Annotated in this window: 21 protein-coding genes; 11 read left to right on the forward strand and 10 right to left on the reverse strand. The window is 70.7% G+C overall.

Going from position 1 to position 19,863, the window contains the following annotated elements:
* Nucleotides 1-78 precede the first annotated feature (78 nt).
* Nucleotides 79-516, reverse strand: a complete 438-nt coding sequence (locus OG206_RS08230; protein WP_327122212.1) for a hypothetical protein — start codon at nucleotides 514-516, stop codon at nucleotides 79-81.
* Between the two features lie 107 nt (nucleotides 517-623).
* Nucleotides 624-1,562: a tRNA (adenosine(37)-N6)-dimethylallyltransferase MiaA gene (gene miaA, locus OG206_RS08235; RefSeq protein WP_327113793.1), complete on the reverse strand. Its 939-nt coding sequence runs from the start codon at nucleotides 1,560-1,562 to the stop codon at nucleotides 624-626.
* 177 nt (nucleotides 1,563-1,739) lie between these two features.
* Between miaA and OG206_RS08240 the strand changes: the two genes are divergently transcribed.
* Nucleotides 1,740-1,997 (forward strand): antitoxin, encoded by a 258-nt coding sequence (locus OG206_RS08240; RefSeq protein WP_327113795.1) that lies wholly within the window; start codon nucleotides 1,740-1,742, stop codon nucleotides 1,995-1,997.
* A 69-nt stretch (nucleotides 1,998-2,066) separates the two neighbouring features.
* Here OG206_RS08240 and OG206_RS08245 read toward each other — a convergent pair whose 3' ends face one another.
* Together OG206_RS08245 and miaB are read right to left on the reverse strand one after the other, a co-directional pair.
* Nucleotides 2,067-2,786 carry a class III extradiol dioxygenase subunit B-like domain-containing protein gene (locus OG206_RS08245; RefSeq protein ID WP_327113797.1) on the reverse strand — a complete coding sequence of 240 codons (720 nt, stop codon included), beginning with the start codon at nucleotides 2,784-2,786 and terminating at the stop codon, nucleotides 2,067-2,069.
* A 14-nt stretch (nucleotides 2,787-2,800) separates the two neighbouring features.
* Nucleotides 2,801-4,315, reverse strand: coding sequence for a tRNA (N6-isopentenyl adenosine(37)-C2)-methylthiotransferase MiaB (miaB, locus tag OG206_RS08250; protein ID WP_327113799.1), 1,515 nt, complete (start codon nucleotides 4,313-4,315; stop codon nucleotides 2,801-2,803).
* A gap of 99 nt (nucleotides 4,316-4,414) precedes the next feature.
* On the opposite strand from miaB, the gene OG206_RS08255 reads away from it, so the two are divergent.
* Nucleotides 4,415-5,410, forward strand: a complete 996-nt coding sequence (locus tag OG206_RS08255; protein WP_327113801.1) for a TAXI family TRAP transporter solute-binding subunit — start codon at nucleotides 4,415-4,417, stop codon at nucleotides 5,408-5,410.
* A 120-nt stretch (nucleotides 5,411-5,530) separates the two neighbouring features.
* On the opposite strand, the gene OG206_RS08260 is transcribed toward OG206_RS08255, so the two are convergent.
* Entirely contained in the window at nucleotides 5,531-6,925 is a 1,395-nt protein-coding gene (locus tag OG206_RS08260; RefSeq protein ID WP_327113803.1) for a sensor histidine kinase, read from the reverse strand.
* A 14-nt stretch (nucleotides 6,926-6,939) separates the two neighbouring features.
* Entirely contained in the window at nucleotides 6,940-7,632 is a 693-nt protein-coding gene (locus OG206_RS08265) for a response regulator transcription factor (protein ID WP_327113805.1), read from the reverse strand.
* Between the two features lie 354 nt (nucleotides 7,633-7,986).
* Between OG206_RS08265 and OG206_RS08270 the strand changes: the two genes are divergently transcribed.
* The 9 genes from OG206_RS08270 (at nucleotide 7,987) to OG206_RS08310 (ending at nucleotide 15,385) form a co-directional block, all read left to right on the forward strand.
* On the forward strand, nucleotides 7,987-8,772 hold the full coding sequence (locus tag OG206_RS08270) for an amino acid ABC transporter ATP-binding protein (RefSeq protein ID WP_327113807.1): 786 nt from the start codon (nucleotides 7,987-7,989) through the stop codon (nucleotides 8,770-8,772).
* 62 nt (nucleotides 8,773-8,834) lie between these two features.
* Nucleotides 8,835-9,671: a glutamate ABC transporter substrate-binding protein gene (locus OG206_RS08275; protein WP_327113810.1), complete on the forward strand. Its 837-nt coding sequence runs from the start codon at nucleotides 8,835-8,837 to the stop codon at nucleotides 9,669-9,671.
* Between the two features lie 98 nt (nucleotides 9,672-9,769).
* Nucleotides 9,770-10,438 carry an amino acid ABC transporter permease gene (locus tag OG206_RS08280; protein ID WP_327113812.1) on the forward strand — a complete coding sequence of 223 codons (669 nt, stop codon included), beginning with the start codon at nucleotides 9,770-9,772 and terminating at the stop codon, nucleotides 10,436-10,438.
* The gene (locus tag OG206_RS08285; protein ID WP_327113814.1) at nucleotides 10,435-11,349 is read left to right on the forward strand and encodes an amino acid ABC transporter permease; all 915 of its coding nucleotides are present in this window, start codon (nucleotides 10,435-10,437) and stop codon (nucleotides 11,347-11,349) included. The genes OG206_RS08280 and OG206_RS08285 overlap by 4 nt, the downstream gene beginning before the upstream one ends.
* 188 nt (nucleotides 11,350-11,537) lie before the next feature.
* Complete coding sequence (locus tag OG206_RS08290; RefSeq protein ID WP_327113816.1) at nucleotides 11,538-13,172, forward strand: FAD-dependent monooxygenase; 1,635 nt, start codon at nucleotides 11,538-11,540, stop codon at nucleotides 13,170-13,172.
* A 32-nt stretch (nucleotides 13,173-13,204) separates the two neighbouring features.
* Nucleotides 13,205-13,291: a putative leader peptide gene (locus OG206_RS08295; protein WP_311605579.1), complete on the forward strand. Its 87-nt coding sequence runs from the start codon at nucleotides 13,205-13,207 to the stop codon at nucleotides 13,289-13,291.
* Nucleotides 13,292-13,526: 235 nt separating this feature from the next.
* A complete protein-coding gene (locus tag OG206_RS08300; RefSeq protein ID WP_327113818.1) occupies nucleotides 13,527-14,060 on the forward strand; it encodes a cysteine dioxygenase in 534 nt (177 codons plus the stop codon).
* On the forward strand, nucleotides 14,057-14,485 hold the full coding sequence (locus OG206_RS08305; protein WP_327113820.1) for a rhodanese-like domain-containing protein: 429 nt from the start codon (nucleotides 14,057-14,059) through the stop codon (nucleotides 14,483-14,485). Before OG206_RS08300 ends, OG206_RS08305 begins: the two co-directional genes overlap by 4 nt.
* A 183-nt stretch (nucleotides 14,486-14,668) precedes the next feature.
* Complete coding sequence (locus OG206_RS08310; RefSeq protein WP_327113822.1) at nucleotides 14,669-15,385, forward strand: DUF6197 family protein; 717 nt, start codon at nucleotides 14,669-14,671, stop codon at nucleotides 15,383-15,385.
* Nucleotides 15,386-15,742: 357 nt separating this feature from the next.
* On the opposite strand, the gene recX is transcribed toward OG206_RS08310, so the two are convergent.
* The 4 genes from recX to OG206_RS08330 form a co-directional block, all read right to left on the reverse strand.
* On the reverse strand, nucleotides 15,743-16,435 hold the full coding sequence (recX, locus tag OG206_RS08315) for a recombination regulator RecX (protein WP_327113824.1): 693 nt from the start codon (nucleotides 16,433-16,435) through the stop codon (nucleotides 15,743-15,745).
* Nucleotides 16,436-16,438: 3 nt separating this feature from the next.
* Entirely contained in the window at nucleotides 16,439-17,569 is a 1,131-nt protein-coding gene (recA, locus tag OG206_RS08320; protein ID WP_327113826.1) for a recombinase RecA, read from the reverse strand.
* 646 nt (nucleotides 17,570-18,215) lie between these two features.
* On the reverse strand, nucleotides 18,216-19,337 hold the full coding sequence (locus OG206_RS08325; RefSeq protein ID WP_327122213.1) for an AI-2E family transporter: 1,122 nt from the start codon (nucleotides 19,335-19,337) through the stop codon (nucleotides 18,216-18,218).
* Between the two features lie 312 nt (nucleotides 19,338-19,649).
* Nucleotides 19,650-19,844, reverse strand: coding sequence for a DUF3046 domain-containing protein (locus tag OG206_RS08330; protein WP_327113828.1), 195 nt, complete (start codon nucleotides 19,842-19,844; stop codon nucleotides 19,650-19,652).
* Nucleotides 19,845-19,863 lie beyond the last annotated feature (19 nt).

The raw sequence follows: 19,863 nt of genomic DNA on the forward strand, positions 1-19,863 counted from the left end.
AACCAACTGTACGAGGCCGCGCCGGATGTCCGCCGGACCGGGGCTCCCGCTCCCGGTGGCAGGCCCCACCGCGGAGTATCAGCGGAGGCGGGCCACGCGCCACACCGCCAGGGCGACCAGTGCGGCGCAGAGGGCGACGTACAGCGTGATGACCCGCCAGTCGGGGCGCTCGTGCGGTCCCCCGGCCGTCAGGCCCGGCCAGGTGTGTCCGACGCGGCGGGCCGCCATCATGCCCCAGCCTGCGGCGCAGCAGCTGATCAGCAGCCCCAGCATCGCCACCACGGCGCCACCGCCGCCGAACTCGAAGGCGAGGGGGAAGGCGAACATGAGGGATCCGACCGCCGCCAGCGCCACGATCGGCGCGAGCTGCCAGATCCGCAGCCTGCGGGCCGGGCGGAGTTCGACCTCGACCTCGGGGACGACGTCGTGCTCGTCGGGCCCGTCAGGGCTCAGACTCCCCGTCCCGTGCTGCGTACCCGGTACATCCTGGTCTGTGTCGCGGGGGCCGGCTTCCATCGCCACGCGCCCTCCCAACTCGGACTCCACTGGTCGATCGATGCTCGATGATGGCACGCTCCAGGGCGCCGAAATGACGGGCGGGGCGTCCCGATGCCATCACGTGATCAGGCTGTGACCGCTCGTTCGACCAACGCCAGCGCCTGGTGCGGGAGTTCCGCGCGGTGTTCTTCGGCACCATTCAGCCACGTGACGCGCGGGTCGCGCCGGAACCACGAGTCCTGACGGCGCGCGAAGCGCTTGGTCGCGCGCACGGTCTCGTTGCGCGCCTCCTCCTCGTCGCACTCCCCCGCGAGCGCCGCGAGCACCTGCTGGTAGCCGAGCGCCCGCGATGCCGTGCGTCCCCCACGCAGCCCGAGGGCTTCGAGCGCGCGCACCTCGTCGACCAGGCCGGCCTCCCACATCCGGTCCACCCGGGCGGTGATACGCCCGTCGAGTTCGGGGCGCCCGACGTCCACACCGATCTGGATCGCGTCGTACACCGCCTCGCCGCCGGGGAGGTTGGCCGTGAAGGGCTTGCCCGTGATCTCGATGACCTCCAGCGCGCGGACGATCCTTCGCCCGTTGCCGGGCAGGATGGCGTGGGCCGCCGCCGGGTCGGCCGCGGCCAGCCGGGCGTGCAGGGCGCCGGAGCCGTGCTCCGTCAGCTCCTGCTCGAGCCCGGCCCGCACCTCGGGGTCCGTGCCGGGGAACTCCAGGGCGTCGATTGCACCCTTCACGTAGAGCCCGGAGCCGCCGACCAGGACCGGGGTGCGACCCGATGCCAGCAGCCGGTCGATCTCGGCGCGGGCGAGGCGTTGGTATTCGGCCACACTCGCGGCCTCGGTGACGTCCCAGACGTCCAGCAGGTGGTGGGGGACGCCGTCGCGTTCCTGGAGGGTCAGCTTCGCCGTGCCGATGTCCATGCCCCGGTAGAGCTGCATGGAGTCGGCGTTGACCACCTCACCACCGAGCTGCTGGGCGAGGTAGACGCCCAGATCGGATTTGCCGGCCGCTGTGGGACCGACGACGGTGATGACACGGGGGGCGGGAACTGGTCTTCTCACCGGGACAGTCTCCCAAACTCCGCGGCCCGTCCCGACCGCCCGGGGAGGCGTTCCCGGCCCCCGGGAACGAGCCGGTGTCCGTGCGGACAGCGGCTGCGTCCGGTCACGGCGAGTCACGCGTGTTTGCCCGCTGGCGAGTAAAATGTGACGACAGTCCCCCAGCACGGAAGGTGCCCCATGGGTTTCCTGGACAACCTGAAGGCCAAGCTGGCCCCGGCCAAGGAGAAGGTCGGCGACCTCGCGCAGCAGCACGGGGGCAAGATCGACCAGGGTCTTGACAGGGCCGCCCGCACGGTCGATCAGAAGACCAAGGGCAAGTACAGCGACAAGATCGTGTCCGGCACGCAGAAGGCGAAGGACGCGGTCGACCGGCTGGGGCAGAAGGACGGTGGCGGCACCCCGCCGACGACACCGCCCGCGCCCCCCGCCGCCTGACGCACCGACCGCGCAGGGAGGGCCGAGCAGCCGTACGGCTGCTCGGCCCTCCCTGCGCCGTGCCCGGAGTCACGACCAGGTGGCGACGACGTACCCCACGCCGTACGGCGCGTCCTCGTACAGCAGCCGCCCGTCCAGGTCCGCCCCGCCGGCCGCGCCCGCGAGCACCTGCCAGGGTGCCCGGCCGGACACCTTCAGCTCGTACGCGAGCGTCTCGTCCAGCGCGCCGAGTGCGGCGGCGTCCGCCGCGCCCAGGGCCCTGGCAGCCTCCGCGTCGAAAGCCTCGGCCCGTTCGTCCAGGTAACCCGGCGCCTTGACCGTCCGGCAGGCACTGCCATCGCCCATGACCAGCAGGGCGACCCGCTCCGCGCGGTCCGCGAGTTCCGCCCCGGCCCGCAGGCAGCGGTCGGTGGAGAGCGGCTCGCCGACCCCCAGCCCTTCGGCCGGCGCACCGTCCCAACGGGCGCGCTCCAGGAGCCACGCACCGACTGCCAGGGATGCCGGGAGCCGTTGCTCCGGGGCGGCGGACGCGGCTGGTGTTCCACCCAGCCGCACGGTCAGGTCCACCCCGAAGCCCGCGAAGGAACCGGCCGATCCGGCGGGGAAGGGGACGAGGCCGTCCCGTGCGGCGGGCCCGGCCACGATCAGCAGGTCCGGCCTGGCCGCGGCGAGCACGCCCAGGGCGTCGAGACACGCGTTCCGCGCGGCATCGAGTTCGGGCCCGGCTCCCGCGGCCACCTCGGGAACCAGCAGGGGCGGGCAGGGGCAGACGGCTGCGGCGACAAGCATGCCGGTCAGCGTACTCAGTCGACGGCGCAGCCCTGGGCCGCGGGCAGCGGGGCGGGCACACCGACACCGGGCAGGCCGAGCATCACTCCGGCGGGCTGCGCGGCCGGAGCGGCGGTGCGCTTCTCCCAGGCATCGCCCGACCGGGTGCGCCGGACGGCCAGGGGGGCGCCCTCGGCGAGCAGGTGGTGCGGCGCGGCGTAGGTGGTCTCGACGGTCACCACGTCGCCGGGGCGCACGTCCTGCGACGGCTTGGTGAAGTGGACCAGGCGGTTGTCGGGAGCGCGGCCGGAGAGGCGGTGCGTGGCGCCGTCCTTGCGGCCCTCGCCCTCCGCGACCATGACGTCCAGGGTGCGGCCGACCTGCTTCTTGTTCTCGTTCCAGGAGATCTCCTCCTGGAGGGCGGACAGGCGCATGTAGCGCTCCTGGACGACCTCCTTGGGGATCTGTCCCTCCATGTCGGCGGCGGGGGTCCCGGGGCGCTTGGAGTACTGGAAGGTGAAGGCGTTGGCGAAGCGGGCCTCGCGCACGGCGTGCATCGTCTGCTCGAAGTCCTCCTCGGTCTCCCCGGGGAAGCCGACGATGATGTCGGTGGAGATGGCGGCGTCCGGCATGGCGGCGCGCACCTTCTCGATGATCCCGAGGAAGCGCTCCTGGCGGTAGGAGCGGCGCATCGCCCTGAGGATCGTGTCCGAGCCCGACTGCATCGGCATGTGCAGCTGGGGCATCACGTTCGGGGTCTCGGCCATGGCGGCGATCACGTCGTCGGTGAAGTCGCGCGGGTGCGGCGAGGTGAAGCGGACGCGCTCCAGGCCCTCGATCGTGCCGCAGGCCCTCAGCAGCTTGGAGAAGGCCTCACGGTCGCCGATGTCGGATCCGTAGGCGTTGACGTTCTGGCCGAGCAGGGTGATCTCGCTGACGCCCTCGGCGACGAGGGCCTCGATCTCGGCGAGGATGTCGCCGGTCCGGCGGTCCTTCTCCTTGCCGCGCAGCGCGGGGACGATACAGAACGTGCAGGTGTTGTTGCAGCCGACGGAGATCGACACCCACGCCGCGTAGGCGGACTCACGCCGGGTGGGCAGCGTCGAGGGGAACGCCTCCAGGGACTCCGCGATCTCGACCTGCGCCTCCTCCTGGATCCGGGCGCGCTCCAGGAGCACCGGCAGCTTGCCGATGTTGTGCGTACCGAAGACGACGTCGACCCAGGGGGCCCGCCGCACGATGGTGTCGCGGTCCTTCTGCGCCAGGCAGCCGCCGACGGCGATCTGCATCCCGGGGCGCTTCGTCTTCATCGGGGCGAGGCGGCCGAGGTTGCCGTAGAGCTTGTTGTCGGCGTTCTCACGCACCGCACAGGTGTTGAAGACGACGACGTCGGCGTCGCCGTCCGATCCCTCGGGGGCGCGCACGTAGCCGGCGCCCTCCAGCAGCCCCGACAAGCGCTCGGAGTCGTGGACGTTCATCTGGCACCCGTAAGTGCGTACCTCGTAGCTCTTCTGGACGTCCACTGCTTCGCTCCGGTTGCCGCTGGTCATGGGACAAGGGTAGGCGCTGGCGGGACCTCCCCCCTCCGCCTGAGGTCCGGCCCCGGTCCGGCCTGGCCAGGACGGGGCACCGCCTGGCAGGATCGCGCCATGCTCCACGCACTGTCCCGGGCCGGCCGGCGCCGCACCCTCCAGGGGGGCGCCGCCGCCGTCGTGCTCGGGCTGCTGCTGTGGTGGGTCCTCCCGCTCGGCGACGGGGAGCCGAGCGGCTCGCTCACCTTCTCCACCGGCGTACGGAGCGGGGTCTACCAGCGGTACGGGCAGCGGCTCGAGGGCGCGCTGGCCAAGGACATGCCCAAGGTGTCGATACGGCTGCAGAACAGCGAGGGATCGCAGCAGAACATCGAGCGGGTCGCCACCGGCAAGGCCGACTTCACCATCGCCACCGTCGACGCGGTGGCCACCTACCTGCAGAGCGGCAAGCCCGGTGGCGAACGGCTGCGCGGGTGCGTGCGGCTGTACGACGACTACGTGCAGCTGGTCGTGCCCCGGGGCTCGGACATCGAAAAGGTCTCGGACCTGCGGGGCAAGCGGGTCGGCGTCGGGCAGAGGGGATCGGGCGTGCTCCTCGTCGCCGACCGTCTCATGACGGCGGCGGGCGTCGACCCGTCCGCGGACATCACCCCGGTCGAGGCCGGCATCGACACGATGCCGCAGCGGCTGACCGACGGCGAACTCGACGCCTTCTTCTGGTCCGGCGGGCTGCCGACCGGCGCGGTGGAGGAGCTCTCGCAGAAGTTCGACATCAGGCTGGTGCCGCTGGAGGCGCCCCTGATCAGCAAGCTCCAGGCGGCGGGCGGATCCACCCGCCACTACAGGTCCGCCGTCATGCCGGCCGACGCCTACGACCACGCGCAGCAGGGCCAGGCCGTGCAGACGGTGGCGGTGGCCAACCTGCTGATCACCACGGACCGCACGGACCCGCTGATGACCGAGGCGTTCACCCGGACCGTGATCGACAGCCGGGACCGGATCGGACGCGAGGTGCACGCGGCGCAGCTGGTGGACCTGCGTACGGCGATCTACACCGATCCACTCGCCCTGCACGAAGGGGCCAGGCGGTACTACCGCTCCGCGAAGCCCTGAGGCGTCCGCGCGGGCCCGGGCGCGCGGGCCCGGGCGCGTGGGCTCGGACGGGGCTGGCCGGCTCAGACGGGCCGGGCTGAGACATTGCGGGCTCAAACGTGCCGGCTCGGATGCGCCGGCTCACACGTGCGGGGCGTCGCGCGGCACGGTGACCGTCACCAGCAGGCCGTGCGGCTCGTGCGTGCCGTAGCCGATCGTGCCGCCGCCCGCCGCGAGCAGGGCGCGCGAGATGGAGAGACCGAGACCGGATCCCTTGATGTTCTGGTGCCGTCCGCTGCGCCAGAAGCGGTCGCCGACGCGCTCCATCTCCTGCTCGGTGAGCCCGGGCCCCCGGTCGGCGACGGTGACGGTCGCACCGGTCCCGTCGGTGCCCGCCGTGACCCGGACCTCCTCGCCCCCGGGTGTGAACTTCAGCGCGTTGTCGATGACGGCGTCGAGCGCGCTCGAGAGGGCGATGGGGTCGGCCCAGCCGGTGACCGCGGGGGCGCCGTCCAAGGTCAGCGTGACACCCTTCTCCTCGGCGAGAGGGCGCCAGGCGGCGACCCGTTCGCCGGTGAGGGCGCCGATGTCCGTGAGGCGGAGGTCGGCCTCGGCGTGCTCGGCGAGCGCCAAGTCCAGCAGGTCGTCCAGGACGTTCGCCAGGCGCTTGCCCTCGGTGCGCACCGAGGCGATCTCCTCGTTGCCCTCGGGGAGTTCGAGCGCGAGGAGTTCGATGCGCAGGAGCAGCGCGGCCAGCGGGTTGCGCAGTTGGTGGGAGGCGTCGGCGACGAAGGCGCGCTGCTGTTCGAGCACGTCCTCGACGTTGTCGGCCATCTCGTTGAACGACCGTGCCAGGCGCCTGAGTTCCGGGGGCCCTCCGGACGCGACGACCCGGGAGCGCATCCTGCCGCTGGCGATGTCGTGAGTGGCCGCGTCCAGGGTCCGTACGGGCAGAAGTACCCAGCCGGTGAGGCGGAAGGCCGCGCCCACCGCCACCAGCATGGCCACGGCCTCGCCCAGCGCGATGAGCAGCCAGCCGCGCAGGGTCCTGGAACGCATCTCGCCGGTGGGGGAATCGGTCACGACGACAGCGACCACATCCCCGTCCCTGACCACCGGAGAGGCCACGGCGAGCCTGCCCCGCTGCCACGGCCAGACCTGTGCGGGGTCGTGGGACCTACGGCCGAGCAGGGCCTCCTGGAAGGCGCCACGGCCCTCCCCCTCGGCGGGCAGGGTCCAGTCGGACGGCGCCTTGGCGAGAGCCCTGTCGTCGCGGTAGAAGACGCCGGCCCTGATCCCGTACACCGAGTCGTAGGAACCGAGTTCGGTCTGCAGGATCCGCCGTCGCTCGTCCGAGCCTCCGACCGGTTCGCTCACGAACTGGGCGAGGGCGGCGAAGCGCGCGGTGTCGTCGATGCGGTCGATGACGACGCGCTGCTGCTCGGCGGCGGCCACCCGCACGGCGAGCGGGAAGCCCAGGGCGAGCAGCACGGCGGCCATGAGGACGATGAGCAGGGGGAGCAGGCGTGTGCGCACAGGGCGTTGTGTCCTCAGCCCGACGGAGGCACGAGCCGGTAGCCGACGCCCCGGACGGTCTCGATCAGGGCGGGAAGCCCGAGCTTGGAGCGCAGCGACGCCACGTGGACCTCCAGCGTGCGCCCGGTCCCCTCCCAGCTGGTCCGCCATACCTCGCTGATGATCTGTTCCCGGCGGAAGACGACACCGGGCCGTTGCGCGAGCAGCGCGAGCAGGTCGAACTCCTTGCGGGTGAGCTGGACTTCGCGGCCGCCGACACTGACCCTGCGGGTGGGCAGCTCGATGCGGACGGGGCCGAGCAGCAGGGCCGCGAGCGGGGTCGGCCCGGTGTCCTCGACGGCCGTCCTGCGCCGGGCCACGGCGTGGATTCGGGCGAGGAGTTCGCCGGTGTCGTAGGGCTTCACGACGTAGTCGTCCGCGCCGAGGTTGAGGCCGTGGATGCGGGAACGGATGTCGGAACGCGCGGTCACCATGATCACTGGGATCGCGGACCGCTTGCGGATCTTCCCGCACACCTCGTAACCGTCCTGGTCGGGCAGCCCGAGGTCGAGGAGCACGACTCCGAAGGGCTCCTTCTCGGCGGGCAGCAGCGCCTGCAGCGCTTCCTCGCCGCTGCGGGCGTGCACCACCCGGAAGCCGTGGCGTGCGAGAACGGCTGACAGGGCCGCCGCGACGTGGTCGTCGTCCTCGACGAGCAGAAGCCTCAAGACCCCTCCCCTCCGTTCACGTTTCCGGGTCCCCTTTTCCGGGACAGCGGAAACTATCCGTGATGGCCGGCGGAAGTTCCGCCGGGTGAACCTTCGCGTACGGCGACGATTCACGCCATCCCGCATCAGGGCATCCACTCCGATGACGGGTACGCCAGTCAAGACCCTCCCGGTTACCAGCGGGTTTCCGTTACCCACCCGGTACGCCGATGAGCGGGCCGTGGTGTCCCGTTCACGCGGTGTGTCCGGCTGAGGCCGGATCGTTATGCTCAATTTCCGCTCAGATGTAATGACGTTCGTCGCACTGCGTCACTAGGGTCCTTCCCTAACCGAGGAGGACGGAGCAAGAAGCCGATGAGCGGAGTGTCAGTGACCAAGGCCGCCGAGGATGCCGCACCTGCGGGAGACGACCTTGTCGTACTGAGCAACGTCAACAAGCACTTCGGCGCGCTGCATGTGCTCCAGGACATCGACCTGACCATCGCCAGCGGCGAGGTCGTCGTAGTCATCGGACCCTCCGGGTCCGGGAAGTCCACGCTGTGCCGCACGATCAACCGCTTGGAGACGATCGACTCGGGCGCGATCTCGATCGACGGCAAGCCGCTGCCCCAGGAGGGCAAGGAGCTCGCCAGGCTGCGTGCCGATGTCGGCATGGTCTTCCAGTCGTTCAATCTCTTCGCGCACAAGACGGTGCTCGAGAACGTGATGCTGGGCCAGACCAAGGTCCGCAGGACGGAGAAGAAGCTCGCCGAGGAGAAGGCCCGGGCGCTGCTCGACCGCGTCGGGGTCGGCGTACAGGCCGACAAGTACCCGGCGCAGCTCTCCGGAGGCCAGCAGCAGCGCGTCGCGATCGCCCGCGCACTGGCCATGGACCCGAAGGTCATGCTCTTCGACGAGCCCACGTCGGCGCTCGACCCGGAGATGATCAACGAGGTCCTGGAGGTCATGCAGCAGCTGGCGCGGGAGGGGATGACCATGGTCGTCGTCACCCACGAGATGGGCTTCGCCCGTTCCGCTGCCAACCGGGTCGTCTTCATGGCCGACGGAAAGATCGTCGAAGAGGCCACGCCGGACCAGTTCTTCAGCAACCCGCGCAGCGACCGGGCCAAGGACTTCCTGTCGAAGATCCTTCACCACTGACCCGCACGGCTGGTCCAGTGCCGGCTGAACACTCACATCGCGTCAACCCGAGGAATTCCATCATGCAGCTTCGCAAGGTCACCGCCGCGTCCGCCGCCGTGCTCGCTCTCGCCCTCACCGCCACCGCGTGCGGCTCCGACGACAAGGACGACGCCGCGGGCGGCGGTGGCAAGATCACGATCGGTATCAAGATCGACCAGCCCGGTCTCGGTCTGAAGACGCCGGACGGCAAGTTCGCCGGCTTCGACGTCGACGTCGCCACGTACGTCGCCAAGGAGCTCGGCTACGACGCCGAGAACATCAAGTTCGTCGAGACGAAGAGCGCCGACCGCGAGACCGCGATCGAGCGCGGCGACGTGAAGTTCATCGCCGCCACGTACTCCATCAACGACGAGCGCCTGCAGAAGGTCGACTTCGCGGGCCCGTACCTCCTCGCGCACCAGGACGTCCTCGTCCGCGCGGACGACGACTCCATCAAGACGCCCGCCGACCTGAACAACAAGAACCTCTGCTCGGTCACCGGTTCGACCTCCGCGAAGAACGTCAAGGAGAAGCTGGCCCCGAAGGCCCAGCTGCAGAACTACGGCGGCTACTCCGAGTGCCTCACCGGCCTGGAGAACAAGGCCATCGACGCCCTGACGACGGACGACTCGATCCTCGCCGGTTACGCGGCGCAGGACGTCCACAAGGGCAAGTTCAAGCTGGCCGGCTTCAAGATGACCAACGAGAACTACGGCATCGGCCTCAAGAAGGGCGACGCCGACCTCAAGAAGAAGATCGACGCCGCGCTGACGAAGATGGTCTCGGACGGTTCCTGGGACAAGGCGGTCGAGACCAACTTCGGCCCCGCCAACTACAAGAACGACCCCGCGCCGAAGATCGGCAACGTCGTCAAGTAGGGCTCCACTCTCCGGACGGTCCGAAGCCGGGCTGACGAGGTGCGCCGCCGCCGAGGCGGCGCACCGAGCCCTCCCCACACGTGGAAGCACGGGAGATCGTGTTCGACTTTCTTGAAGGTTACGACCTACTGGGGGCCTTCTGGGTGACGGTGAAACTCACCGTCTACTCCGCCCTCGGTTCCCTCATATGGGGAACGCTGCTGGCCGGTATGCGGGTCGGCCCGGTCCCCTTGATGCGCGGTTTCGGTACCGCTTACGTGAACATCGTCCGCAACATCCCGCTGACCGTCATCATCGTCTTCGCCTCGCTGGGCCTCTTCCAGACCCTGCAGGTCACCCTCGGTGGCGGCGGCAACTTCGAGGTCATCAACTTCCGGCTCGCCGTGCTCGCGCTGGCCCTCTACACCGCCGCCTTCGTGTGCGAGGCGCTGCGGTCGGGCATCAACACGGTGCCGGCCGGACAGGCCGAGGCCGCGCGTGCGCTGGGCCTGAGCTTCGTCCAGGTGCTGCGGCTGATCATCCTCCCGCAGGCCTTCCGCTCGGTCGTGAACCCGCTGGCCAACGTGCTCATCGCGCTGACCAAGAACACCACCGTCGCCGCGGCGATCGGCGTTCTCGAAGCGGCGACCCTGATGAAGTCGATGATCGAAGCAGAAGCCCAACTGATCCTCATATCCGCCGTCTTCGCGTTCGGATTCGTCTGCCTCACCCTCCCGACCGGGCTCCTGCTCGGCTGGGTGAGCAAGAAGGTGGCGGTGAAGCGATGACGACCTCCGTCCTCTTCGACGCACAGGGGCCGCGCGCCAAGCGGCGCAACATCCTGTACACCGTCGTCTTCCTGGCGGCCCTCGCCGCGGTGGCCTGGTGGGTGTACACCAGCCTCGACGAGAAGCACCAGCTCGACTGGGTCAAGTGGGAACCGTTCTTCACGAGCCCCCAGCCGTGGGAGACCTACATCTGGCCGGGCTTCCAGAACACGATCAAGGCGGCGTTCCTCGCCCTCCTGGTCGCCCTGCCGCTCGGCGCCCTGTTCGGCATCGGCCGGCTCTCGGACCACCGCTGGGTGCGCATGCCCGCCGGCGTCGTCGTGGAGTTCTTCCGGGCCATCCCCGTCCTGATCCTGATGATCACCGCGAACGCCGCCTACGCGGAGTTCGCCGACTTCGACACCGACGAGCGTCTGCTGTACGCGGTCGTGACGGGCCTGGTGCTCTACAACGCCTCGGTGCTCGCCGAGATCGTGCGGGCCGGGATCCTCTCCCTCCCCCACGGGCAGACCGACGCCGCGAAGGCGATCGGCATGCGCAAGGGCCAGACGATGCGGTACGTGCTGCTCCCGCAGTCGGTCACCGCGATGCTGCCCGCGATCGTCAGCCAGCTCGTCGTCATCGTGAAGGACACCGCGCTCGGCGGCGCCGTGCTGACCTTCCCGGAGCTGCTGGCCTCGGTCCGCCCGATGAGCGCGAACTACGGCGCGAACACCATCGCGTGCTTCACGATCATCGCGCTGATCTACATCGCGCTGAACTTCGCTCTCACCTCGTTCGCGAGCTGGCTCGAGCGCAGGCTCCGGCGCGGGAAGAAGAGCACGGGCACGGTGGTCGCCGCCGGCCCCGGCGGGGACATCAAGTCCATCGGCGAAGCGCCGCTCGTCCTCCAGGACGGACAGGGGAACTGACGGTCCGTCGATGACGGAACCACGGGGGGCGCCGGCGCATACGCCGCGCCCCCCGCCACGTCCCCCGGTCACTTGACGCAAGCACCGGCAATAGGTTGCATACGTTCTGTGATCCCGCCCCGAACAGCCCCCGCCGCACCCCTCCCCTCCCCCTCGACCCCGACGACCTGCGCCGGAGGGATCACACCGTGGACCCGGTGATCGTCGTCGGCGCCGGGCCGGTCGGTCTGGCGCTGTCGCTCGCTCTCGCCACCCAGGGCGTTCCCTCGGTCCTGCTCGACGAAGGCCCCGGCAAGGACGAACCACGCCCCGCGCGCACCGTGGTGCTACGCGAGGACACCGCGGACCTGGTGGAGCGGCTCGGCTGCTCCGCGATCCGCGACGAGGGGCTGCGCTGGGCGGGCTGGCGCTCGGTACGGCGCAAGCAGCTGGTGCGGGCCGTGCCCCTGGGCGACGAAGGGGCCAACGTACCGCTGCCCTCCCCCGTCCATCTCTCTCAGCACGCCCTCACCGCGGGACTGCGAGCGGCGGTCGCCGCGCACGATTTGGTCGAGATGGTGCCGTTCAGCCGGATCGACACGCTGGAGCAGGACGCGGACGGTGTCACCGTGCACACCAGGGAGCCCGGTTCGACCTGGTGGCGCGGGAGTTACCTGGTCGGCTGCGACGGCGCCAGGTCGACGGTGCGCAAGCTCCTCGACATCAGGTTCCCCGGGCGTACGGCGGTCGAGCGGCACGCTGTCGCAGCGCTGCGCGCCGAACTGCCCTGGCCCGGCGAGGCCGTGCTGCACCGGTCGCCGCCCTGGCGTTCGGGCGGTACCGAGGTCACCGCCCGGCCGCTGCCCGGCGGGGTGTGGCGGCTGGACTGGCTCCTCCCGCCACGCGGCGAGCTGGTCACTCCCGACGCCCTGATCATCCGTATCCGCGACACCCTCGAGGGCTGGTGCGGCGAGACGCCGGCCTACGACCTGCTGGACACCGGCGTCTACACGCTGCACCACCGGCTGGCCAGGCGCTGGCGGTCCAAGCGCGCCTTCCTCGCCGGGGACGCCGCGCATCTGCTGGGCGCGCTCGGGACCCAGGGGGTGGACGAGGGGCTGCGGGACGCCGAGAACCTGGCCTGGAAACTGGCGCAGGCCTGGCACCAGGGTGCCTCCGAGGTGCTGCTCGACAGCTACCAGGCCGAGCGCAGGGCGGCGGTCGCCGCGCGGCTCCGGGCCGCCGACCAGTCGCTGCCGATACTGCGCGGCGGTGCGGGCCTCCGCACGCTCGTGCCGGGCGGCGCACGCGGGCACGACACGCTGCTCGCCGATGGCCACCTGGGGTGCGGGCCGCTGGGTGCGCCGCCGTCCTACACGCACTCCCCCCTCTCACCCCAACACGCCGAGGCTCACGCCCCGGTGGGGACGGCTCCCGGAGCGCCGGTCGCCGACGTGCGGGTGACCGCGCCCGACGGGACGGCGGTCCGGCTGCGCGAGCGGCTGGGGCAGGGGCATCTGCTGGTGATCCTCGTCGCACCGGGCACCGGGGTGTGGGACCGGCGGCACTGGCTCACGGCCGGAGTCATGCCCCGGCTCGTCGACGCGGTGAACGCCCTTCCGGCCAAGGCTGAGCTGCTGGTGACCGAGAGTTACCCGGGAGCGACGGCCCACACGGTGCTGCTGGTCAGGCCGGACGGGCATCTCGTGACCGCCTTCAGCGGGGTACGGGCGGCAGAGCTGTATGCGGCCGCCGACACGGCACGCGGGGGTGGCACGGGCGCGGCGCACGGGAGCGGGGCGCGCACCACGGCGAGCTCCGACCGGACCGCGGACGTCAATTGACCGTCGCAGGCCCACATGGTGTACTCCAGATCATGACCGACACCGATGTGCGCCTGTGGCGGAGGGTCCATATGGACCTGGTCCGCTACGCGGGCTGCGTGTGTCGCCCGTCCTGCTGAATCGCCTGCCCCGGCACCCCGCGCTGTCTTCGGCGCCTGGCCGTGCCTCCTCGCGAACTCCACAGGACGGTCTCCCGTGTCTGCATCCTCTTCTTCCCCCCTGCCCACGTCAGCGCCCGCCGTCGACACCGATGCCCCCCACCTCACCGCTCCCGGCGCCGAGCTTGGTGCCCCGGCCGTAGCCCCGACGCCGAGTGGCAGCGGCGCTCCGGCCTCCGCCGGAAACACTCCCGGCGTGAGCGGTACCGCGTTCTCCGCCGCCGACGTGGGGGCCCCGGCCCCGACCGCCGCGGAACTGCTCGCCTTCGTCCGCCGGACCGCGGAGGACACCGCGCTCGTCGCCTCGCTCCCCCTTGACCCCGAAGGGCGCACCTGGCTGCGGCTGGAGGGTCCTGGTGGCAGCGAGGCATGGCTGATCGCCTGGCCCCCCGGCACCGGCACCGGCTGGCACGACCACGCCGAGTCGACGGGAGCCTTCACCGTGGCAGCAGGCACGCTCAGGGAGCACTCGCTCGCCGCGCGCCTCCCCGCCGACGGCTGGAAGACCCTCGAGCTCAGTGAGGACATCGACCGGACACGTCGACTGGCCACCGGCCAGGGCCGGGCCTTCGGCAGGCACCACGTGCACGAGGTCCTGAACGAGTCGGAACACGAACACGCAGTCTCCGTGCACGCGTATTACCCACCCCTTCCGCAGATCCGACGGTTCAGCCGCACAGGAGCGGTGCTCCGGCTCGAGCAGACCGAGCGCCCGGAGGACTGGCAGTGAGCGTCGACGACCGGGACCGTCCGCAGGAGCCGCCCGGCATCGACGAACTGGTGGACCGGGTCCGGGCGGGCTACACCCGCATCAGCCCCGAAGAAGCCTCGGCCGCTGCCGAGGAAGGCGCGCTGCTGGTCGACATCCGCTACGCGGCCCTGCGTGAGAGGGACGGGCTGATCCCCGGCGCGCTGGTCGTCGAGCGCAACGAACTCGAGTGGCGCCTCGACCCCCGGGGCAGTCACCGCGCCCAGGAGGCGGTCAGCCACGACCTCCGTATCGTGATCATCTGCAACGAGGGCTACGCGTCGAGCCTCGCCGTCGCCTCCCTGCGCCAACTGGGACTGCACCGGGCCACGGACGTCACCGGCGGCTTCCAGGCATGGCGCACCGCAGGGCTCCCTGTCATCCCCGGGCTTCCCGCCATCCCCTGACCCGGTTCCCACGGGCTCGCGTACCGGGGAGGCCAGTGGCGTCGCGACCGGCCTCCCGGGTGCCGAAAAGCCCCGAATGCCTCCCCGACACACCCGAACGCTGCTTTCCGGTGGAGCTGTCAGCGCGCGCAACCGACATTCACCTCATCACTGAGGACCGGAATGTACGGAGATGTCGCGTCGATGGATACCGCCCAGCTCACCCCGGATCAGCTCGACGCTCAGGCCTCCCGGCTCCACGACACGGACGTGTGGCAGCGCATCGTCATGGGCTGGGACGTCACGACTCCCGAGGCCGCGTGCCCGGCCCCCGAGCACGCCCCGGAGACGGAGGCCGCTCGCACGGTCCCCGCGGCGGATCCCGTCGCCCCCGAGTACCTGCACCCGACGCCCGCACCGCACGACGGGGCGCTGCCCGCACACCCTGCCGAATGGCGGGATCTCTTGTCCGTGCCCGTCGAGCAGTTGGTCGAGGAATCCCTGCGGACGCTGCCCGCACTGCCCGTCGGCGAGCGCAGGCTCCCCGGGCGCATCGGTGCATTGCTGCCCGACCACCTGCACGCCTGGCGCCGAATCGGACAACCCGACGTACGCCCCTCGACCCATCTCGGCCACGCCCGGCGGATCCTGACGGAATGGGGCTGGCAGAACACCCCCTATCGCCTGCGCAACGCGCGTGGTGCGCGCTGCGTCTGTGGGGCCATGCTGACGGCCCACCGGCTCGGCTACGGCTCCCTCCGGACCGTCGACCGCGCCGGCGCCTGGATGATCACCGAGCTGCGCTCACAGGGCTGGACCGATCTGATCGGCCCTTGGAACCGGCACCCCGGCCGCACAGCCGACGATGCACTCGCCCTGGTCGACGCGACCATCCGGCGGGCTTCACTGGCAGGCGAATGACCCCTCCTGGCGGCGCACCGGGGATCCAGCGGCCACTACAACCGAGTCAAGCCCGACCCCCGGCAGCCGTCCTTCCGACCGATTACCCCTAGCGAGCCGGGCACTCCGGTCAGGCGGCGGTGGCCCCCTCCGCCACCGCCGCAGGCCGGCTCAGGCCTTGCGCGCGCCCTGGACGCATCGGCCTCGGGCCCCTCGAACCCCGTGTGACACCGAGCGGCGCAGCTCTCGTCCGCACCCCCCGCCCCCCTCACCCCGGCCGCGCACCTGGGCAGCCGACGGCTCCGCACCGCCCCGATTCGCGTCCGTCCTGCCGTGCCGTTCGGCGTTCGGTCCGTGCCGCTGTTCGGTAAGTCCCGCTCAGAAGGGCTCGTCCAGCCCTTCGGTGTCCTCCCCCTCGGCCTCCAACGCCTGGCGCACCACGCGCAGGGCCATCCCCTCGCCATATCCCTTGCGCGCGAGCATGCCCGCGAGCCTGCGAATCCGCTTGTCTCGGTCCAGCCCTCTGGTGGAGCGCAGTTTCCGCGCCACGAGTTCCCTGGCGGTCTCCTCCTCCTGATCGGAGTCGAGCTGCCCGACCGCCTCGTCGATCAGAGCGGAGTCCACCCCCTTGGTACGCAGCTCCCGCACGAGGGCACGGCGGCCGAGCCCTCGGCCGTGATGCCGGGACTCGACCCAGGCATCCGCGAACGCCGCGTCGTTGATCAGCCCCACGTCCTCGAACCGCGACAACACTTCCTCCGCCGCCTCGTCGGGGATCTCCCGCTTGCGCAGGGCGTCGGCCAGCTGCTTACGAGTACGCGGAGTCCCGGTCAGCAGCCTCAGACAGATGGTGCGCGCCTGCTCGACCGGGTCTCGCGGTTCCCCCTTCTCGGCCCTCGACGAGGAGGGGGAACCGCCGCCTCCGGAGCGGGAACGTGAACGCCGTCCCGCCCCCTCGCCGAACCCGGCCCCCCGACCGGGCTCCGCGGGAGACCCGGAGACGTCTGCGGCGTACTCGGAGCCGGGGCCCGCGTCTGATTCGACACCCGGCCACTCCGTGCGACGCGTCATCGCCTAGCTCTTGGCCGCCGCGGCCTTCACGGGCTTGGCCTTGGTCGCGGGAGCCGGCACCGACTTGGCCGCCGCATCGGCCGGAGCACCCGTGGTGACCGCGGCATCGGCCGCGGGCTCCGCGGGAGACTCGTCCGGACGGACGCCGACGCCGAGCTTCTCGAGGATCTTCTTCTCGATCTCGTTGGCGAGATCGGGGTTGTCCTTGAGGAAGTTACGGGCGTTCTCCTTGCCTTGGCCGAGCTGGTCGCCCTCGTAGGTGTACCAGGCGCCGGCCTTGCGGACGAAGCCGTGCTCGACGCCCATGTCGATCAGGCCGCCCTCACGACTGATGCCCTGACCGTAGAGGATGTCGAACTCGGCCTGCTTGAACGGCGGCGCGACCTTGTTCTTGACGACCTTGACGCGGGTGCGGTTACCCACTGCGTCGGTGCCGTCCTTGAGGGTCTCGATACGGCGGATGTCCAGACGCACCGAGGCGTAGAACTTCAGCGCCCGGCCACCCGTCGTGGTCTCCGGGGAGCCGAACATGACCCCGATCTTCTCGCGGAGCTGGTTGATGAAGATCGCTGTGGTCTTGGACTGGTTGAGCGCGCTGGTGATCTTGCGGAGTGCCTGGCTCATCAGGCGGGCCTGCAGGCCCACGTGCGAGTCGCCCATCTCGCCCTCGATCTCGGCACGGGGCACCAGGGCCGCGACGGAGTCGATGACGATCAGGTCCAGCGCACCGGAGCGGACCAGCATGTCCACGATCTCCAGCGCCTGCTCGCCGTTGTCCGGCTGCGAGAGGATGAGGCTGTCGATGTCGACGCCGAGCTTCTTCGCGTACTCGGGGTCGAGAGCGTGCTCCGCGTCGATGAACGCCACCGAGCCGCCGAGCCGCTGCGCGTTCGCCACGGCGTGCAGCGTCAGCGTCGTCTTGCCGGAGGACTCCGGTCCGTACACCTCCACCACGCGGCCGCGGGGCAGACCGCCGACGCCGAGCGCGACGTCGAGCGCGGTGGACCCGGTGGGGATCACCTCGATCGGCTCGTTCGGCCGCTCACCGAGGCGCATCACAGCGCCCTTGCCGAATTGCCGTTCAATCTGTGCGAGTGCGGCGTCCAGCGCCTTCTCGCGGTCGGTTCCTGCCATGGGTTCCACCCGATTTGCTTGAGTCGATCGCTTCACGTCACAGACGCTAACCCCTGCCACTGACAATGGGCCTCGACGTCCTCCCGGCCTGTGGACAACTCCACGGTCGGGCCCGGGAAAACCCGGCCGGAATCCCATAAGAATGGATGTTCGATTTTGGTGTCAAGCGCGCCCCGCCGGGCCGCCAGACCCACCGCGTCGGGCCGCCACGGCCGAGAGTAGCCGCACAGAACAGCAGCACAAAACAGTCGATAACAGACAAACTAATTATCCGTGACATGAGCCGGCACGAGCCACGCGAGATCCAGCCAGCCCGCGGCGCATCCGTCCGGGCCCGCGGGAGAGCATGACGCCGCCGAGGTGACCGACGGCTCGGACACCGTCACCCCCGCACCCCGTTGCGGCACCCCCCGAGTCGCATGCATGCCGCCGGACCGTAGCTGCGCCACAGGGCATCCGACGTTGCCGCGCCACACCGGATCCCGACGTCGCGGCGCCGAAATGGGACTCATTGTCGGGCGGGCAGCTCGCACACGTCTGCGGCTCCGCCGAGATCGGCGGAGCCGCCCCGAAGCCCCGGCCGAGATCCGGCGGGGGTCCGGATCCGTCCTGCGGGCGGATCACCGGCCACCACCCGCAGGACACCTCACTCCCCGTACTCGCCCCGCACCGCGCTCCGCACCCTCGCCAGGAGCGGCATGCCACGGCGCAGGCGGTGGTCGCCGTGCATCCTCGGGTCGTCGGTCACGTCGTAGCGCTTCACGTACGCGCCGAGGAACGCCTGCAGTGTGGCGACGGCCGGAATGGCGATCAGCGCCCCGACCGCGCCCATCAGCGCGGTCCCCGCGACCACCGATCCGAAGGCGACCGCCGGGTGGATGTCGACGGTCTTGGAGGTGAGTTTCGGCTGCAGCACGTAGTTCTCGAACTGCTGGTAGACAACGACGAATCCGAGGATCCACAGCGCGTACCAGGGGTCCATGGTGAAGGCGATCAGCATGGGCAGCGCACCGGCGAGATACGTACCGATCGTGGGGATGAACTGCGAGACGAGTCCGACCCAGACGGCGAGCGCGGGAGCGTACGGCACCCCGAGGACGACCAGCAGGACGTAGTGCGCCGCCCCGGAGATCAGGGCCATCAGCCCTCGCGAGTATATGTAGCCGCCGGTCTTGTCCACCGCGATCTCCCAGGCACGCAGGACCTCCGCCTGCCGGGAGGGCGGGAGCACGGAGCACAGTGCGCGCCTGAGGCGGGGACCGTCCGCGGCGAAGTAGAAGGAGAACAGGAAGATCGTCAGCAGCCGGAACAGCCCGCCGAGCACGGTGGTGGAGACGTCGAGCACTCCGGTCGCACTGTTCTGCACGTACTTCTGCAGCCAGTCGGAGTGCAGGAGGCTGTCCTGCACCTCGACCCGCGAGAGTTCCGTGCGGAAGGTCTGGTTGACCCAGTTGATCACCGAGTCGAGGTACTTCGGGAACTCGTCGACCATGTCGACGATCTGGCCCGCGAGCATGGAGCCCAGCAGGACCACGAATCCGACGACCGCGATCAGGACCCCCAGGAAGACCAGGAAGGTCGCGAGCCCCCTGCGCATCCCGCGCCCGGCCATGCGGCTGATGGCGGGTTCGATCGCCAGCGCCAGGAAGAAGGCGATGAGGATGTTGATGAGCAGCCCGATGAGCTGGTCGAACGCCCAGCTGCCCAGCCGGAAGCACCCGTAGAGAGCCAGTGCCATGACCATGGCACGCGGGAGCCAGCGGGGCATGCGGACGGGGCCGGCCCCTGTCGGCGCACCGGGTGGTGCGGCCGACGGAGCGGACGGCGAGGCGGGCGGCTGGGTCTGGGCGGTCTCGTCTGTCGGTGCCACGGGACAAGTCTCGCGCACCGCGCTGACAGCAGGTCGCGCGGGCCGCTCGCCGGCACCGGTGACGCGCCCGACCCCGGGGCCGGGCGCCAGTGCCGGCCGGGGGGATCCCGTCCATAGCCTTCAGCGCCTGCCGGTGAACGCCGGCCGGAGCGACAGTTGCCGGTCCGGCGGGATGCCGACGGGAGCGTCGGTGCGAGACCGGCCGGCGCGTCAGCGCTTGTCGGCGGGGATGCCCACCGCGGAGCAGACCCCTCGCCAGACGTCCTTCGTCTCCCAGCCGGCGGCCAGGGCCTCGTGCACCGTGCGGCCCCCGAGCTCGGCCATGACATGGTCGCGCGCGAAGGACTCGGCGTAGGCCTCACCGAAGTGGTCCGCCATCCGTTCCCAGAAAATCGTCAACCGCATGCCCTCAGTATCCCGCTCC

The sequence above is a fragment of the Streptomyces sp. NBC_01341 genome (assembly GCF_035946055.1).
Classification (GTDB): Bacteria; Actinomycetota; Actinomycetes; order Streptomycetales; family Streptomycetaceae; genus Streptomyces.

Excerpts from the sequence above, each read along its gene's own strand:
- OG206_RS08270 (WP_327113807.1), top strand. The coding sequence starts at position 7,987 with ATGAGCGGAGTGTCAGTGACCAAGGCCGCCGAGGATGCCGCACCTGCG.
- OG206_RS08230 (WP_327122212.1), bottom strand. The coding sequence starts at position 516 with ATGGAAGCCGGCCCCCGCGACACAGACCAGGATGTACCGGGTACGCAG.
- OG206_RS08245 (WP_327113797.1), bottom strand. The coding sequence starts at position 2,786 with ATGCTTGTCGCCGCAGCCGTCTGCCCCTGCCCGCCCCTGCTGGTTCCC.
- OG206_RS08255 (WP_327113801.1), top strand. The coding sequence starts at position 4,415 with ATGCTCCACGCACTGTCCCGGGCCGGCCGGCGCCGCACCCTCCAGGGG.
- OG206_RS08240 (WP_327113795.1), top strand. The coding sequence starts at position 1,740 with ATGGGTTTCCTGGACAACCTGAAGGCCAAGCTGGCCCCGGCCAAGGAG.
- recX (WP_327113824.1), bottom strand. The coding sequence starts at position 16,435 with ATGACGCGTCGCACGGAGTGGCCGGGTGTCGAATCAGACGCGGGCCCC.
- OG206_RS08285 (WP_327113814.1), top strand. The coding sequence starts at position 10,435 with ATGACGACCTCCGTCCTCTTCGACGCACAGGGGCCGCGCGCCAAGCGG.
- OG206_RS08325 (WP_327122213.1), bottom strand. The coding sequence starts at position 19,337 with ATGCCCCGCTGGCTCCCGCGTGCCATGGTCATGGCACTGGCTCTCTAC.
- OG206_RS08330 (WP_327113828.1), bottom strand. The coding sequence starts at position 19,844 with ATGCGGTTGACGATTTTCTGGGAACGGATGGCGGACCACTTCGGTGAG.
- recA (WP_327113826.1), bottom strand. The coding sequence starts at position 17,569 with ATGGCAGGAACCGACCGCGAGAAGGCGCTGGACGCCGCACTCGCACAG.
- OG206_RS08275 (WP_327113810.1), top strand. The coding sequence starts at position 8,835 with ATGCAGCTTCGCAAGGTCACCGCCGCGTCCGCCGCCGTGCTCGCTCTC.
- OG206_RS08310 (WP_327113822.1), top strand. The coding sequence starts at position 14,669 with ATGGATACCGCCCAGCTCACCCCGGATCAGCTCGACGCTCAGGCCTCC.
- miaB (WP_327113799.1), bottom strand. The coding sequence starts at position 4,315 with ATGACCAGCGGCAACCGGAGCGAAGCAGTGGACGTCCAGAAGAGCTAC.
- OG206_RS08295 (WP_311605579.1), top strand. The coding sequence starts at position 13,205 with ATGACCGACACCGATGTGCGCCTGTGGCGGAGGGTCCATATGGACCTG.